This window comes from Streptomyces sp. SID5643 (assembly GCF_009872555.1).
Lineage (GTDB): Bacteria > Actinomycetota > Actinomycetes > Streptomycetales > Streptomycetaceae > Streptomyces > Streptomyces iakyrus.
On sequence record NZ_WWIC01000068.1, the window covers coordinates 1 to 16,393 of the forward strand.

Genomic DNA, 16,393 nt, shown 5'->3' on the forward strand with positions numbered 1-16,393 from the left:
GCACCGGAGCGCCGGACAACGGGGGAGGCGCACCGGGGCAAGGGCGCTCTCACGCGAACCGGCGCCGTTCCGCGTGATCCGCGGTGCCGGCGCCGGTGTCATCCCGTATGCGGTTGTCCGGGCCCGAGCCGTCTCCCCGAGTCGACGGCGCCGGGCGGCTTTGTGGGGGCCTCGCCCTAGCTTTCCGCCAGGATGTGCGAGAGCTCCTGATCGAGGTCGAAGTGCCGGTGTTCCGTGCCGGGCGGCACGGCGGCGTCGGTCCGCTTCAGGAAGGACTCCAGGGCCCGTGCCGGGGCCTCCAGCAGGGCCTCGCCCTCCGGCGAGCTCAGGGCGATGCACACGACGCCCTGCCCGTGACTGCGCGACGGCCAGACGCGGACGTCGCCGGTGCCCGTAGGGCGGTGAAGTCCCTCGGCGAGGAGGTCGCGGGCGAACACCCACTCGACGGTTTCCTCGGCTCCGGTGTGGAAGGTGGCGTGCACGGCGTAGGGGTCGGCCGTGTCGTACCGCAGGCCTGCGGGGACAGGCAGGGAGGACTCGCTCGACACAACGAGGCGCAGGTGCAGCTCGCAGCTGACCGTGGTGTTCATAAGCGCCAGGGCCTTTCGCTCAGTGTGCGCTCGGGGATTCGCACGTCGGCGAAATCGACATGCCACCTACGGTGCCGTTGTAAACCCCTCTGAGTGTTTTGCGTGCCTTTACGTAACTCTTCCGGCCGAGGGATCGTTCGTGTCCTGCGTCCATTCCGGTGACTGGTTTCGCTCGGGTAGTGTTTCCCCGTATGAATACGGGGAGTAACGAGCCGACCGAGGTGGCCGTGGCGGCGAACGAGACGGGGACGGGCGAGGCGCACGGCGAGCAGGATCGCGGGCTCGGCTCGCGTGCGCCGGAATTCATCAAGGCCCGCCGGGCGCTCCACCTCAGCTGGCAGGTCGGCGTCTTCATCATCGGACTCGCGGTCGTCGTGACCGGCATCATCATGCTGCCCCTGCCCGGACCGGGGTGGGTCGTGATCTTCGGCGGCATGGCGATCTGGGCGACGGAGTTCGTCTGGGCCCAGCTGGTGCTGCGCTGGACCAAGCGGAAGGTCACCGAGGCGGCGCAGCGCGCCCTCGATCCCAAGGTGCGGCGCCGCAACATCATCCTGACGTCGGTCGGGCTGGTGATCATCGGCGTGCTGGCCGGCATCTACCTGTGGAAGTTCGGCATCACCATGCCGTGGAAGATCAAGGACCAGTGAGCGTCACAGGCACCCCCTGACATGGGGTAATGTTCTTCCTGCGTCCGGGCGATTAGCTCAGTGGGAGAGCGCTTCGTTCACACCGAAGAGGTCACTGGTTCGAACCCAGTATCGCCCACCCGGACCAGCGGCCCATCTGCGATTGCGCAGGTGGGCCGCCGGCGTTGGCGGGGTGGGCCGCCGCGGTCGTGGGGCCGTGCGCGTGGGGTGGCTCGTGGCCGCACGCCAGGCCGAAGTGCCGTGCGGCGGTCTCTGCGCTCCGGCCGCTGGTGATGCCGGGATCCGGCGGGGCCGCTCGTGCCCTCTGGGTCGCCGTCCGACGGCGGGTACCGGGCTCCGGGCTCAGCTGTACGGCGCTGCCGTTCTGCCGAGCCACGAGGCGCATGTGCTGCCGAGATCGCTGAGTAGCCGGTAAGCGCTGAGATACGCCTGCCAGGCGGGTCTGCTACCGCGAGCTCTCCGCCATGGGGCGGTATGCCGGGCACCCGGGCCCTTTGGGCAGCTCGGGCTGCCCGGCCCCGTCGAGCCGACTGGTGGTGGGCAGGTGTCCTCGGCCCGCGGACGGACAGAGCTACGCACGGAGCAGGGCCGCCGGGCCGAGGTTCGCCAGGGCCAGGCGTACCGGGGTGATCCCTGCCCCGTGTGTCGGGCGCCGGACCCTCGGACCGGCCGGCGCCGGTGCCGCCTTGGGCCGGGGTGTGCCGGGCAGCCCGTGTCAGTGGGCTACCCGGCCCCGCGCCCCCGCCCGGCCGACTGGTGAGGAGGAGCTGCCATTGGCCGACAGACGGACGGCAATCGGCGCTGACCAGCGCGTGCCTCGCCGGGATCCGATCCGGTGAAGCCTGCCGGGTTCTTTGCCCAGCGAGCCCGCGTGCACCGGGCAGGGGCGAGATCCCCCGGCGCTGACAGTGCGATGCACCGGGCAGAGGTGTACCAGGCAGCCAGGTCGCTGTCCCCGTCGTCGAGCTGACCGGTGTTGCCTCTGCCCGTCGGTCCCGCTGGGTGGCCGCATATCGCCGGTCTGAGCCTGTCAGGACCCCTGCCCGGCCAGCCGCTCTCTCCGTCGCGTGCCGAGCCGGGCGGCGGCGGGCTGGGGCGGCTGGTGCCGAGACCGTCGAGCGGCGGCGGGCTGGGGCCGAGTTGTCACAGGCCGAGCATGCGGTCCCCCCCGGCCGGAGTGGGCTGGTGGTGAGTCCCGCGCCCCGGCCAGGACGGGTCGATGCCTCTGAGTCCCGCCGCCGACTCCGGTCAGCCCTCCTGATCACCGAGCTGCGGACATCGGCTCACCCATGCCGCCCCCTCGGCCGCAGCCCCGCGCACCCCCTGCCTCCTCCCTCCAGCCACACGCCCGTCACTTTCGGTCGCAGACCCTCCTCACCGACCCACCCCTACAACGCCCCCCACCCCCACGACACATGGCCAGAACCGATCCCCGCACCCCCAAAACCCTTCCCCCCGACGTCACATGGCCGAATTCGACCCCTGTCCTCCGCGATCCCACCCCTGACACCACCGTCGCCTTTCGGTCGCGCCCAGAATCGACCCGTCCCACCCCTCTCCGTTCGGCGTTTCGGACGTGGGGCCGTCACCAGGGACCTCGACCTGCTCCGCTTCCGGCCCCGCCCTCTCGGCCCGCTCCGCCGCCCGCCCCGTCGGTAAGAAATTCTTGTCCGAATCATTGACGCACCCTCAGCCCCTCCGTACCTTGTGCCAGCAAGCGCTTACTTGAAACGATTCATGCGAGCGGGACGACGTGCGGGGAGGGCCAACCGTGGTGAACGGCGGGAATGTTGAGAGACGAACCATCCTCAAGGCGGCGGGTGCCACGGCAGCCACGCTGGGGCTGGCCGCGACGACCGGCTGCGGTGGTGACGGAGGGGCCTCCGCGGACGGGACGGTGACGATCCGTTACGCGTGGTGGGGTGCGGAGGACCGCGCCCAGAGAATCAACAAGACCATCGCGCTCTTCGAGAAGAAGTACCCGAAGATCAAGGTGAAAACGGACTTCCAGCCTTATCTCGACTTCTGGAAGAAGTTCAACACCCAGGCCTCCGGAGGAAATCCGCCGGACGTGTTCCAGAATGCGATCGGCTTCCTCCGTAAATACGACGCGAAGAACGTACTGCTGGATCTGAGTGAGCAGGCGAAGGCGGGCAACCTCCGGATGGAAGGATTCCGCGCGGGCCTGGAGAAGTTCGGCGAGGTCGACGGCAAGCTCCTCGGTGTTCCGGTCGGTTCGAACTCCATGGCCCTCGTCATCGACAAGCCCGTCTACACCCGCGCAGGCGTGAAGCCGGAGCAGGGCTGGACGTGGGACGACTTCGAAGCCGGCATGAAGAAGATCCGGGACAAGACCGGGCGCGCCGGCGACAGCGGCATGTACGGCACGATGTACCTCTACGACCTCTACCTGCGCCAGAACGGCAAGGCGTTCTTCACCGAGGGCGGACTCGGCTTCACCGAGGCTGACCTGACGGACTGGTGGACGAAGGCCAGGAAGGGCGTCGAGGGGGGCATCTACTCCGACCCCAAGAAGGTCGCCCAGATCAAGCCCAAGTCCGCGCTCGCCGCGGAGCTCTCGGGCGGCGAGTTCACCTGGGACAACTTCACCGTCCGCTACACCTCCGAGGGCAAGAGCGAGTACGGCCTGGCTCCCATCCCGACGACGGACGGCAAGAAGACCGGGCAGTACCTCGGCTCCCTGATGCTGAGCGCCTCCAAGCGCACCCAGCACCCGAAGGAAGTCGCCCAGTTCATCGACTTCATGGTGCACGACCCCGAGGTCGCCAAGATCATGGGCTACGACCGCGGTGTGCCCGCGACCCAGGCGCAGTTCGACGCGTACAAGCCGACCGACCCGGTCAACCAGGCGATCGCCGCCTACGAGCAGTCCATCGTCAAGGCCGGAGTCCTGGAGCCCATCACTCCGCACCCGAACGGCGCGGACATCTGCGAATCGGCGTTCCTGCGCATCGCCGAGGAGATGGGCCTGGGCAAGAGGTCGGTGGGCGAGGCCGTCCAGCAGTTCTTCACCGAGTCGAAGACGGCTCTCGGCACCTGATGGGAACCACCGTGACACACGCCCCTGCGATGGAGGACCTGCCCCAGGGCAAGGGCTCCGAGCCGCGGCACGGTCCGGTGGACTCCCCGCGCCCCGCCGCCCTCAAGCGGCGGCGGCGCCGGGAGAACCTGGCCGGCTATCTCTTCATGTCCCCCTGGATCGCCGGGTTCCTGCTCCTGACCGCCGGCCCGATGATCGCCTCGCTCTACTTCGCCTTCACCGACTACAACCTGTTCGACGCGCCCCAGTGGATCGGTCTCGACAACTTCTCCGAGATGTTCGGCGATCCGCGCTGGCGCCACTCGGTGCAGGTGACGCTCTGGTACGTCGCCGTCGGCACGCCGCTGAAGCTGCTCGCCGCCCTCGGTGTGGCGCTGCTGCTCGCCCAGAGCCGGCGCGGGCAGGCCTTCTACCGGGCCGCCTTCTACGCGCCGTCGCTGATCGGCGCGAGCGTCTCCGTCGCGATCGTGTGGAAGGCGATCTTCTCGGACGACGCGGTCGTCGACCGTACCCAGAAGCTCTTCGGGATCGACGTCGGCGGCTGGACCGGCGACCCGGACATGATCATCTACAGCCTGGTGGCGCTCACGGTCTGGCAGTTCGGCGCCCCCATGGTCATCTTCCTGGCCGGTCTCAAGCAGGTCCCGCGTGAGCTGTACGAGGCGGCCGAGGTCGACGGAGCCGGCACGATGCGGCGGTTCTGGAACATCACGCTGCCGATGATCTCCCCCGTCCTCTTCTTCAACGTCCTGCTGGAGACGATCCACTCCTTCCAGATCTTCAGCTCGGCGTACATCGTCGGCGGCGGCGCGGGGGGCAACGCCTGCGGCCCGGCCGACGGCTCGATGGTCTACACCTGCTACCTCTACGTCCAGGGCTTCGAGAACAGCCGCATGGGTCTGGCCTCCGCGATGGCCTGGCTGCTGCTCGTCGCGGTCGCCCTGGTGACGGCGGTGCTGTTCTGGTCCCAGAAGCGCTGGGTGCACTACGAGGAGGGCGCCCGATGACTTCCCCCCGTCTCTCGACTTCGCTCGATCAGGGGGCACCCCCATCGGCCACCGACGGCGAACCCGCCACCGGAGGCGGAGCGCTCCGTCACAGGCTGCCCGGTTCCCTCGCCTGGCACCTCGGGTCCCTGCTGATCCTCGCAGTGATCCTCTACCCGGTGATCTGGGTCGTCGGCGGGTCCTTCAAGAAGAGCGAGGACATCGTCGGCAGCCTGGATCTCTTCCCGGGCGCCCCGGTCTTCGACAACTACAGGAGCCTCGCCGACGGCATCGCCGACATCTCGATCTCCACGTTCTTCTTCAACTCGCTCTTCCTGGCCGTCGGTTCGGTCATCGGCATCCTGGTGTCCTGCTCGCTGACGGCCTACGCCTTCGCGAGGATCAGGTTCGCGGGCCGCAATCTGCTGTTCGCGCTGATGATCGGGACGCTCCTGCTGCCGTACCACGTACTGCTGATCCCGCAGTATGTGCTGTTCCGCAACATGGAGATGATCAACACCTACACACCGCTGCTGCTCGGGAAGTACCTGGCCACCGAGGCGTTCTTCGTCTTCCTGATGGTGCAGTTCATGCGCAACATGCCCAAGGAGCTGGACGAGGCGGCCCGTCTCGACGGCTGCGGGCACTTCCGGATCTACTGGTCGGTCGTCCTGCCGCTGAGCCGGCCGGCCCTGATCACCAGCGCGATCTTCACCTTCATCAACTCGTGGAACGACTTCATGGGCCCGCTGATCTACCTCAACGAGCCCGACAAGTACACGGTCTCGCTCGGCCTGAAGATGTTCGTCGACCAGGAAGGGCTGGCCAACTACGGCGGCATGATCGCCATGTCGCTGGTGGCTCTGCTGCCGGTGCTCGCCTTCTTCCTCGCCTTCCAGCGGTATCTGATCGACGGTATGGCCACGTCGGGTCTGAAGGGCTGAGGCGGGCATGGCAGGGACACGGGTGAAGGCACGGGGGGAGTCGGCATCGGCCGAGAGGTTCGCGGTGTTCGCCGAGTGTCTGCTGACCGGTGTGTGGATCGCGGTGGCCTCACTGGGAGTCGTCACCTATCCCGCGGCGTTCGCCGCCGGGGCGCGGCATCTGCGGCGCCGCACCGCTCATGAGGGCGGTGGCTGGCGGGAGTTCACCGCGGACTTCCGCACGGCCCTGCGCGGCGGGTGGCTCGCCGGGCTCGCCGGGTGGGCGGCGGTGGCCGCCGTCTGGGTGGATGTGCAGGCGGCCCGGGCGGGGATTCCCGGCGGGCCGCTCGCCGGGGCCGTCGGGGTCGTCGCGCTGATCGGGCTCGTCGTGGCCGGGCTGCGTGCGGCGGCGGTCTGGGCGCCGGGAGCGCGCTGGCGGAGGCTGCTGGCCGCCGCCGTGCGGCGGACGGTGCTCGATCCGGCCGGGTCGTTCCTGATCGTCGGCGGGCTGGCCGTGGTGGCCGTGTCCGCCTGGTTCGCCGCGCCGCTCGCGGTCGCGGTCCTCGGTGCCGTCGCGGCGGCGGCCGTCGCCGTGGAGGAGCGGTACCGGCACCGCTGAACGGCGGTGCCCCCATGTTCCAGGTCGGCGCCCCGGCGCGCCGCACCTCTCTCTGTCATGCCCCTGACCAGCGTACGAATGCGGTTCCCGCACGGACGAGGAAAGGCAGCATCGCCATGTCTCCCATCCCCCGCAGATCCCTCCTCAAGGCGGCCGCCGTCACCGGAGCCGCCGCCCAGTTCAGCTGGGCGCTGGGTGCCCAGGACGCCCAGGCCGCCCAGGCCGCGCCCGGCGCCGAACCCGCCGACGCGGACCCGGTGACCCTCGACTGGCTGGAGGACGGCGGCCTCGGCGCCGCACCCGGCTCCACCGTCGGTGTGCCCTGGCCCAAGGGCGCGTACCAGAAGGACCAGACCTTCGCGCTGACGGACGCCGCAGGCAAGGCCGTGCCCGTGCAGTCCTGGCCGATCGCCTACTGGCCCGACGGCTCCCTCAAGTGGACCGCGCACGCGGTCGCCGCGGGCGACGGCAAGCTCACCCTCGCCGCCGGGACACCCGCCGCCCCCGAGAAGAAGGTCACCGTCGAGAAGCGCGGCGGCACCATCGACATCTCCACCGGCGTCATCACCGCGAGGATCGGCAAGTCCGGCTCCACCCTCGTCAAGTCCGTCACCCGCGGCTCCACGGAGATCGCGAAGAACGGCCGGCTCGTGCTGATCCGCCAGCCCGAGATCGAGGACGAGGACCAGGGCGCGGTCAGGACCGAGCGCTTCGACGGCGCGATCTCCAAGGTCGAGGTCGAGCAGGCGGGCCCGGTCCGCGCGGTCGTCCGCATCGACGGCAAGCACCGCAAGGGCGGCCGCAGCTGGCTGCCCTTCTCGATCAGGCTCTACTTCTACGCGGGCGCCGACTCCTTCCGCATGGTGCACACCATCACCTACGACGGCAAGCAGGAGCCGGGCAAGGCCAGTGGTGACTTCATCCGCGGCCTCGGTGTCCGCTTCACCGTGCCGATGCGGGACGAGTCCTACGACCGCCACATCCGCATCGGCGGCGACGGCACCGGACTGCTGCGCGAAGCCGTCAAGGGCATCACCGGACTGCGCCGGGACCCGGGCGCGGCCGTGCAGGCGGCCCAGTTCGAGGGCACGAAGCTGCCCGACCCCGCCACCTGGGACCAGCGGGTGACGACCCGGCTGCAGTACATCCCCGAGTGGGGCGACTACACCCTCTCCCACCTGTCCGCCGACGGCTTCACGCTGCGCAAGCGCACCAAGAAGGGGCACGGCTGGGTCGCGGCGGGCGGTGGCCGGCGCGCCTCGGGCTTCGGCTACGTCGGCGGCGCGAGCGGCGGATTCTCCTTCGGGCTGCGGGACTTCTGGGAGAAGTTCCCCGCCCAGCTCGACATCCGGGACGCCCACACCGACGAGGCCGAGGTCACCCTATGGCTCTGGTCGCCCGAGGCGCAGCCCATGGACCTGCGCTTCTACCACGACGGCATGGGCCAGGACACCTACCCGGAGCAGATCGAAGGCCTCAACATCACCTACGAGGACTACGAGCCGGAGTTCGGCACCCCGTACGGCATCGCCCGCACCTCCGAACTCCTCTTCTGGGCCAACGAGTCGACGCCGAGCCCGGACCGGTTCGCCGAGCAGGTCGAAGCCGTCCGCGTTCTGCCGCAGCTGGCCGCCCCGCCCAAGCAGCTCATCAGGGCCAAGGTCTTCGGACCGGGCCTGTACTCCGAGCCCGACCGCTCCACCCCGGCCAAGGCGAAGATCGAGGACCACCTCGACTTCCTCTTCACCTACTACAAGGACCAGGTGGAGCAGCGCCGCTGGTACGGCTTCTGGGACTACGGCGACATCATGCACACCTACGACACCGTCCGGCACCAGTGGCGCTACGACATCGGCGGCTACGCCTGGGACAACTCCGAGCTGTCGCCGGACCTGTGGCTCTGGTTCGCCTACCTGCGCTCCGGCCGCGCCGACATCTTCCGATTCGCCGAGGCGATGACCCGGCACACCGGCGAGGTCGACGTCTACCACCTGGGCACATGGGCGGGCCTCGGCACCCGGCACGGCGTGCAGCACTTCGCCGACAGTGCCAAGCAGCAGCGGATCGCCAACACCACCTACCGGCGCTACTACTACTTCCTCACCGCGGACGAACGCGTCGGCGACCTCATGCACGCCAACGTCGACTCCGACGAGACGTTCCTCGCCCTCGACCCGCTGCGCAAGATCCGCACGGAGCCGTACACCCCCGACCGGCACGCCCTGTCGATCGGCTTCGGCACGGACTGGAGCGGCCTGGTGTCGGCCTGGCTGACGGAGTGGGAGCGCAAGGGCCCCAAGTGGGAGAAGGCCAAGGCCCGCGTACTGTCCACGATGGAGACCATCGCCGCCCAGCCCAACGGCTTCGTCCAGGGCAGCGGCCTGTACGACCTGGACACCGGCAAGTTCGCCGTCGCCGACAAGGCCAAGGTGGAGGTCTCGCACCTGTCGGCCGTCTTCGGCCTCAACGAGCTGTGCGCCGAGCTCATCGACCTGGTCGACATGCCGAAGTTCAACGAGGCGTACTTCGACTACTGCCGGTACTTCAACGCCACCAAGGCCGAACAGGCGGCACGCTACGGCTCCAACTTCGGCTCGCTGCTGCTCTTCCAGGGGCACTCGCGCCTCGACGCGTACGCGGCCGTCAAGACCGGGGACGAGAAGCTCGCCAAGCGGGCGTGGGAGAAGTTCTACAACTCCGACGGCTACAAGGAGTCGGCGCCCTGGCGGGCGGAGAAGCTGAGCGGCCCCGTGGCGCTGGTGCCCGGCAGCGAGGCCACCTGGGTGTCCACCAACGACACCGCGCTGTACGGCCTCGCCGCCATCGAGAACCTGGCGCTGCTCGGCGACAAGATGCCGTAGGAGGAGGCCGGCCGAGCGGTTCCCGCGGTCACGCCCCGGCGGGAACCGCTCGTCCTAGTCGATGATCTGGTTGAAGAACAGGACGGCCGGGGCCGCCACCCCGCCTCCGGCGCTCACCGCGACGGGCCACGCGTTGCCGGCCAGCGCCGCCAGGACAGTGGCACCGATGCCTGCCAGGGCTGCCAGCAGGAAGACGATCGCGGTGCGCTGGCTGAGGAGCGGTCCGTCCCCGCCGGGCCGCCGGCGGTTGGCCTGTGCCACCTCGGTGCTCCTTACCTGGTCCCGAGGGCGGGCTCGTGCACGGGTACGTCCCACGGGTCCTGCGCGGGACGCAGGAGCTCGAAGCCGACGCCGCCGTCATCACTCGTCCTGACCCCGTACACGGCGGGCTCCGGCAGGCTGTTGTAGTGGAAGGGCGTCGAGAAGTAGTAGGCGCCGGTGTCCGGGACGGTGATGAGGTCGCCCGGTTCCAGGAGCGGCAGCGCGCGGTCACGCGCCAGCAGGTCGCCCGCGAAACAGGCGGGCCCCGCGACGTCCTGCCGGACCGGTCCGCCCCGCTTGGCCCTGCCGCTCCCGTCGTGCGCCTCGATCCGCAGCGGCCAGGCGTCGGGGTTGAACACCGTCCGGGTGGCCACCTGCACGCCGGCGTGGGTGACCGCGATCGGCCGGCCGCCCATGCTCTTGGTGTACTCGACGTACGCGGCGGTGAACCCGTTCTTGGCGAGGACGGACCGCCCGAACTCGGTGACGATCTCGTACCCGCCGGAGAACAGGGCCGGGGCCTGGGCGCGCAACTGCCCGACGTACATGGCGAAGGTCGGCGTGGTCTCGTCGTCGGCGAAGTTGACGGGCAGTCCGCCGCCGATGTCGATGCCGACGACCTGGCGCCGCCCGAGCGAGGCGTTGACCTCCTCGGCGAACGCCACGGCCTGCCCGACTCCGCCGGCCATGAGGTCGAGCGGGCAGCCCTGCGAACCGGCGTGCGTGTGCACCCAGGTGAGCCACGGGTGGTCGTGGTAGGCGCGCAGCAGCCGCTGCCGGCTTCCCGGGTCCGCCAGGGGGACGCCGAACTTCGAGGTGCTCGTCGCCGTGCTCATCGCGGCGATGCTGCCGCCGCCGAGCTGGGAGTTGACGCGCACACCGATCCGCGAGACCGGGACGCGGCCGCCCAGCGCCCGGTCGATGCGCGCCAGTTCCTGGTAGTTGTCCGCGTTGACGGCCACCCCCAGATCGAGGGCGTGCCGCAGCTCTGCCTCCGTCTTGGCGGGGGAGTCGAAGACGATCCGGTCCGGCGTGAATCCCGCTGCCAGCGCGCGGGCCAGCTCACCCGCGGTGGCCACCTCGCAGCCCATGCCCAGCCGCCGCAGCTCCGCCAGTACCGGCACCAGGCAGTTCGCCTTGGCGGCGAAGGCGTGCAGCACCCGTGGTGCGGAGGGGAAAGCGCGGTGCAGGGATCCGACGGTCGCGGCGACGCCGTCGAGGTCGACGAAGGCGGCCAGCCGGTACCGTCCGGCGTCCAGCAGTCCCTGCCGTACCGCTTCCTGGAGGATCCGTGTCCGCCGCTCGGCGGCGGGGGTAAGTCCGGTCATGGTGAGCCTTCCGGTGTCGTACGCGCGGCGCCCGGGACCGTCCCGGGGGGAACACCAGGCTGCGGCCGGCACCGGGGGTGCGTCTTCGTCGAGTCGTCAAAGAGGCATCCCTCACCCACGGCGGTTGGGAGCAACAACTCCCCGTCCGGGCAATGGCGTTGGGCGATACGACAAAAGCGGGGCCCTGCGATGGTGGCTCCGGCCGAACGGCGGCCGATCGGCGCCAGCTCACCTCTCGGTGCCCGGCCCTCAGGGGCGTGCGCCGTCCGCCTCTCCGCCCAGGCGAAGCTGCACCTGGGCGAGTAGCCGGGCGTCGGGACTCTCCAGGTCCAGCCCCGACACCTGCCTGATCCGGCGCAACCGGTAGCGCAGGCTGTTGGCGTGCACGCCCAGCGCGCGCGAGGCGGCCGACACGTCACCGAAGTGGTCGAGGTAGGCGCGCAGGGTCTCCACCAGGCCACTGCTGCCGTGATCGGCGTCGAACTCCCTCAGCCGGGCCACCGAGGTGCGCGGCGGCAGCGTCACCCCGCGCAGTGCCTCGACCACTTGGAGGATGCCCACGGTGTCCGCGACATCCTCGCTCCGCGCCACGGTGTGCGGTCCGTCGGTCGTGAGGAGCGCCTGGAGGGCCCGCTCGGCCGACCGGCGTGATGCGGGCGCTCCCGCCAGGCCGGGGACCACGTCGCCGAGCCCCGCCTTCACCGGCGAGCCGGTCGTCGACGACAGCTGGTCGGCCAGTGTGCTCCCCAGCCGCCTCACCTGGCCGTCGGCGCGCGAGGCGTCGTGCTCCAGCCCGCTCACCAGCACCCAGGCACCGCCGCCCGCCGGGACCACCACGACGCGGTGGCCCAGGGCCGCGCAGTGCAGGGTCAGCAGGCCGTACAGCCCGGACGGGCCGTCGTCCGCGAAGTGGCCGGTCCTGATGCCCACCGCAAGGACGGCACAGGGTTCCCGGGGCGGCAGTGAGGCCCGCTCCGCGAGCACCTCGACGGACCCACGGTCCTCCAGCAGCGCCCGGGCCGCGTCCTCCACCAGCCGGCCGTCCGAGCTGTGGGTGCGGTGGTGGAGCAGGTGGGCGGCGGCGGTCCGGGCCGCCGCACGCAGCGTCTCCGCGGCGTTCGGCGCCAGCGGGCGGCCGGCCACCGCCGCCACCCAGATGGACCCGAGCGCCTCTCCGCCCGCCCGCACGGCGCCCACCAGACGCTCCGGGTCCTGCCCGTGGGCGGGCCGGTGCAGCACATCGCCCGCACCCCACAGCGCCTGGAAGAACCCCGCCTCCCGCATCGCCGCCACCCGCCAGGGCGGCACCCGGCGGCCGAGGATGGTCAGGCGGCGCATCTCGTCCACGTTCTCCTCGGTGGACGAGTACGCCAGCACCCGCGACTCCGTGTCCTCGATCGTCACCGAGCCTCCCACCAGGGCGGCCACCGCATCGGCCAGGGAGTCCAGATCGCCCAGGGGTACGCCGCTGGTGGCGGGCATCGGGGGAGCACCCGCAGCGGCCAGCCCGGCCCTCAGCACCCCCACGAGCTGTGCCCAGGTGCACCAGGCGGTACGGAAGAGCACCGCCGTGCCGCCCTCCTCCGCGGCCGCCTGCAGAGCCCGCGCGGTGGGTTCCGGTCGCCCCGGGCCGAACACCACACCCGCCGCACCGGCCTCACCCGCCCGGCGCACGACGTCGACCGCGTGCGCCGAGCCCGGGTCGACGCCGACCGCGAGCAGTAACTCCCGCGGTCTGATGACCGGTTCCAGGGGATCCAGCACATGCACCCCGGTGACCCGCGTCCGCAGCCCCTGCGGGGCCGTGTGCAACTCCACCGCTCCCGCCCCCACCGCCGAGAGCAGGCGCTCCAGTGTCCCTTCGTCCCCGGCGCCCGTGCCCCGGCCCACCGATTCCCCCAGGTCCGTCATGATGCCCCCCTGCCTCCGCCCGAGCGTGCCGCTGTCGCGGCGGCCGATCGGAGAACGTATGACATCACGGGACGTGCCCCCGGTCGAGACGGCCTCGACGCACCTAGTCCATCCTCCCGAGGGCCTCCCGCACCCGACGGAGGTCCCGGATGCGCTGCTCGTACGTCGCCCCGAGGGCGAGCAGCAGGAGCCCGGCGAGGGCGGGAGGCGCCCAGCGGGGGAGCGCCCCCGTCACCTGCACGACGTACGGGGCGAGTTCGTGCAGGGTGACCAGGGCCAGCGCCGAGCCGCCGAGCACCAGCGGTGCCTGGAGGTGGTGCCGGGCACCCAGCAGCGTGACCAGCAGGGCCGCACCGCCCAGCAGCAGCGGCCGGGTCCAGTACGGGTCGGCCCAGGCCGTGACCAGGCTCGGCAGGAGCGTGACGGTGAGGCCGGCGCCGTACGCCGTCCAGGAGGAGGCCTGCGGGTCGCGGCGCCGGCGCAGGGCGCCGACGAGCAGCGCCGGGACGGTCACCGGGAGCGTGTACGCCTCGGGCGTGCCCACGTCCCAGGCCGCCAGGCGTACCCATGCGGCGAGTACGAACAGGGCCGTGGCCGGGTAGCCGACGGGGCGGCGCCCCTCGCGCAGTGCCGTGCCGGCGGCGATCACCCCGCACAGGGCCAGCACCAGGGCGAGCATCGGCGGGTCGGTGACGGCGAGAGTCACGGCGAACAGGCCGACGCCGGCCCCCACGGCTTCGACGGGCACCGTCGCCCGGGATGCGCCCAGGCGCGCCGCCAGCAGAGCGGCGGCACCGGCGACGGCCAGCACCGGCAGGGCGGTCCGGGCAGGCGGCCAGTCCGCTGCCGCACCGGACGCGGCGGCCAGCGCGGCCGCGTGCACGAGAGCGGCCGGAGCGGTGAAGGGGGCGACACCCGCCCGCCACGAGGCCGCTGCGAACAGCGCCGTCAGCGCGGACAGGACGACCAGGGTCGCGGACTGGGATGGGAGCGCGCCCAGGGTGAGGCCGGCGGCCGTGACCAGGGCGAGGACGAGGGCCGTGACCTGCGCCGCCCCCTGCGTGACCCGGCACGCGTACAGCGCGACCGCCGTGACGACGCCCAGGAGCAGCATGCCCGCGAGATACGGAGCCTCCAAGACCGCGGGCAGTATCAGAGCCGTGGCCCAGAGCAGCCCCGCGGCACCCAGCCGGGCCCGCCCACGCCACTCCTGCGCGCGGACCGCCAGGGCGAGCACGGCGGCGACGGCCACCAGCACCAGGGGAGCCGGTGCCGTGTCCGGTGGCCAGGGCACACCGGCGGTCACCGCCGCACGGGCGTCCGCCGGAGCACCGCTCCACACCCGGTCCAGCCGGACGGCCGGACCCAGCAGCACCACGGCGACGACGGGCAGCGTCCACAGCACCGCCAGCGCCTGTACGGCACCGGAGGCCCAGGCGAAGCCCCGGCGTATCGCGTCCGGGAGCCGTTCGGCCCGCACCGCCCCCAACAGGGCTACAGCGACGACCAGATGAGCCGGAACGGCCCACTGTGAGGGCACCGCCGAGCGGGCCAGTCCGCCGAGCGCGGCCACCACGAGCAGCCCGGACGTGATCGCGAGACCGAGGGCGTGCTTCCTGCCCGGCTCCTGCCGGGCCGTACCCAGGGCGATCGCCGCCGCCAGCAGGAGCAGCGCCCCGGCGCGGGAAGCGTCGCCCGGACCCCCTGCCGTCAAGGACAGCCAGCCGGCCCCCAGAACACCCCAGCCACCCATGCCGTACGCACCGACGACGGTGGTGATCCGCGGGGCCCCGGCCGTCAGCCGCACCACCGCCACCGCGTCGAGCCCGGCCGTCACCAGCAGCGCGGCCGTGATCGCATACGCACCCGCGTCGGCGGACACGGCCCACAGCAACAGCGGGAACTGGGCCGCGGCCAGGGCGCACGGAAGGGGCAGACGGAGCGCGGCCGTGACCGGCAGCAGGCCGTACGCCGACCAGGCCACCGCCAGCGCCGCGGACGCGGCCGCCGCGTACCCGGTGCCGTCCGTCCCGGAGAGGGCCGCCGCGTGCAGTGCGTAGGCGTCCAGGACGGTCAGGGCGAGCCCGAGGCCCGCCACGGACTCGGCCGTCGACCGCAGCCCGCGCTTCAGCAGGGCCACGGGTGCGGCGAGCGTGGCCAGGGTGACCGCGCCGAGCACCAGGGCCCGCCCGGCGATCCCCATCTGCCCCCAGCTGACCAGCGTGAACACCGCCGCCGCGAGCGTGAGCAGGACACCGCCGAGGACCAGCAGCACGTTCTGCACGCTGGGTGCCGCCGTCTCGGGACGCGGCGATGCGGTGATCGGGGGCTGTGACGAGGCCCAGGGCCGTGACTGCTGCTGCGTCTGCTGGAGTGCCGCGATCAGCCAGGCGCGACGGGTCAGCAACTGGGAACGCCGGGCGTCCAGTTGCCGGAGTTCGGTGTCGAGAAGCCGCAGTTCCTCGGCCGGGGGCGGATAGTGGGTCATGGATCGCAGTGTGGTCCGCGTCACCCGGCACGGCATGAGTGCGGGTACTCAGGCGCGTACTCAGACAGTCCGCGCCGCGCATGGGCAGACTTTCGGAATGGACTGGAACCATTACCGCTTCCGCACTCTGTGGCCCTTGCCCGCGCCGCCCGCCACCGTCTACGACGTGCTGGAACGCCCCGAGGACTACCCGCGCTGGTGGCCCCAGGTGCGGGAGGTGACCCGGCTCGACGACACCACCGGGGTGATCCGCATCCGCTCCGCCCTGCCGTACGACATGACCTTCACGGCGCGGGAGGTGCGGCGCGACCGCGCGGCCGGTGTGCTGGAGACCGCCCTGTCCGGGGACATCGAGGGCTGGGCGGGCTGGACCGTCACACCGCAGGGCACGGGCAGTCTGGCGCGCTACGACCAGGTCGTCAGCGTGTGCAAGCCGCTGCTGCGGCGGTTCGCCGTACCGGGGCGGCCCGTCTTCCGCGCCAACCACGCGCTGATGATGCGCTCCGGGCGGCGCGGACTCCTCCGGCACCTCGGAGCGGTTTGAAGGAAGCGTGCCCGGACCTGTATGGTTCAGTGCGTTCCCGGGCGATTAGCTCAGTGGGAGAGCGCTTCGTTCACACCGAAGAGGTCACTGGTTCGAACCCAGTATCGCCCACCGGAAACAGCCGGTCCGTCACAGACGGACCGGTTTTTTCATGCCCTCGCGGGCCCCGTG

Annotated in this window: 12 protein-coding genes and 2 tRNA genes; 9 read left to right on the top strand and 5 right to left on the bottom strand. The window is 71.4% G+C overall.

The window, feature by feature from the left end; all coding sequences use genetic code 11:
• Nucleotides 1–176 precede the first annotated feature (176 nt).
• Nucleotides 177–590 carry an SsgA family sporulation/cell division regulator gene (locus tag GTY56_RS08220; RefSeq protein ID WP_004002642.1) on the bottom strand — a complete coding sequence of 138 codons (414 nt, stop codon included), beginning with the start codon at nucleotides 588–590 and terminating at the stop codon, nucleotides 177–179.
• Nucleotides 591–781: 191 nt separating this feature from the next.
• Between GTY56_RS08220 and GTY56_RS08225 the strand changes: the two genes are divergently transcribed.
• The 7 genes from GTY56_RS08225 (at nucleotide 782) to GTY56_RS08255 (ending at nucleotide 9,690) form a co-directional block, all read left to right on the top strand.
• Nucleotides 782–1,240, top strand: coding sequence for a TIGR02611 family protein (locus tag GTY56_RS08225; protein ID WP_161363987.1), 459 nt, complete (start codon nucleotides 782–784; stop codon nucleotides 1,238–1,240).
• A gap of 46 nt (nucleotides 1,241–1,286) precedes the next feature.
• Nucleotides 1,287–1,358 (top strand) — tRNA-Val (locus tag GTY56_RS08230).
• A 1,653-nt stretch (nucleotides 1,359–3,011) separates the two neighbouring features.
• Nucleotides 3,012–4,301 (top strand): extracellular solute-binding protein, encoded by a 1,290-nt coding sequence (locus GTY56_RS08235; protein ID WP_161363989.1) that lies wholly within the window; start codon nucleotides 3,012–3,014, stop codon nucleotides 4,299–4,301.
• Complete coding sequence (locus tag GTY56_RS08240) at nucleotides 4,301–5,308, top strand: carbohydrate ABC transporter permease (protein ID WP_161363991.1); 1,008 nt, start codon at nucleotides 4,301–4,303, stop codon at nucleotides 5,306–5,308. Before GTY56_RS08235 ends, GTY56_RS08240 begins: the two co-directional genes overlap by 1 nt.
• On the top strand, nucleotides 5,305–6,231 hold the full coding sequence (locus GTY56_RS08245) for a carbohydrate ABC transporter permease (protein WP_161363993.1): 927 nt from the start codon (nucleotides 5,305–5,307) through the stop codon (nucleotides 6,229–6,231). The genes GTY56_RS08240 and GTY56_RS08245 overlap by 4 nt, the downstream gene beginning before the upstream one ends.
• A gap of 7 nt (nucleotides 6,232–6,238) precedes the next feature.
• A complete protein-coding gene (locus tag GTY56_RS08250; RefSeq protein WP_161363995.1) occupies nucleotides 6,239–6,829 on the top strand; it encodes a hypothetical protein in 591 nt (196 codons plus the stop codon).
• Between the two features lie 116 nt (nucleotides 6,830–6,945).
• Nucleotides 6,946–9,690, top strand: a complete 2,745-nt coding sequence (locus tag GTY56_RS08255) for an exo-rhamnogalacturonan lyase family protein (RefSeq protein ID WP_161363997.1) — start codon at nucleotides 6,946–6,948, stop codon at nucleotides 9,688–9,690.
• 54 nt (nucleotides 9,691–9,744) lie between these two features.
• Here GTY56_RS08255 and GTY56_RS08260 read toward each other — a convergent pair whose 3' ends face one another.
• The 4 genes from GTY56_RS08260 to GTY56_RS08275 all read right to left on the bottom strand — a co-directional run bounded on the left by GTY56_RS08260 (nucleotide 9,745) and on the right by GTY56_RS08275 (nucleotide 15,678).
• Nucleotides 9,745–9,951, bottom strand: a complete 207-nt coding sequence (locus GTY56_RS08260) for a hypothetical protein (RefSeq protein WP_161363999.1) — start codon at nucleotides 9,949–9,951, stop codon at nucleotides 9,745–9,747.
• An 11-nt stretch (nucleotides 9,952–9,962) separates the two neighbouring features.
• Entirely contained in the window at nucleotides 9,963–11,279 is a 1,317-nt protein-coding gene (locus tag GTY56_RS08265; RefSeq protein WP_161364001.1) for a type III PLP-dependent enzyme domain-containing protein, read from the bottom strand.
• Nucleotides 11,280–11,528: 249 nt separating this feature from the next.
• The gene (locus tag GTY56_RS08270; RefSeq protein WP_161364003.1) at nucleotides 11,529–13,190 is read right to left on the bottom strand and encodes a helix-turn-helix domain-containing protein; all 1,662 of its coding nucleotides are present in this window, start codon (nucleotides 13,188–13,190) and stop codon (nucleotides 11,529–11,531) included.
• Nucleotides 13,191–13,293: 103 nt separating this feature from the next.
• Nucleotides 13,294–15,678 carry an SCO7613 C-terminal domain-containing membrane protein gene (locus tag GTY56_RS08275; protein ID WP_237524448.1) on the bottom strand — a complete coding sequence of 795 codons (2,385 nt, stop codon included), beginning with the start codon at nucleotides 15,676–15,678 and terminating at the stop codon, nucleotides 13,294–13,296.
• Between the two features lie 97 nt (nucleotides 15,679–15,775).
• Here GTY56_RS08275 and GTY56_RS08280 point away from each other — a divergent pair, with 97 nt between their 5' ends.
• Together GTY56_RS08280 and GTY56_RS08285 are read left to right on the top strand one after the other, a co-directional pair.
• On the top strand, nucleotides 15,776–16,222 hold the full coding sequence (locus tag GTY56_RS08280) for an SRPBCC family protein (protein WP_161364007.1): 447 nt from the start codon (nucleotides 15,776–15,778) through the stop codon (nucleotides 16,220–16,222).
• 39 nt (nucleotides 16,223–16,261) lie between these two features.
• Nucleotides 16,262–16,333: transfer RNA gene (locus GTY56_RS08285), tRNA-Val, on the top strand.
• Nucleotides 16,334–16,393: the final 60 nt, after the last annotated feature.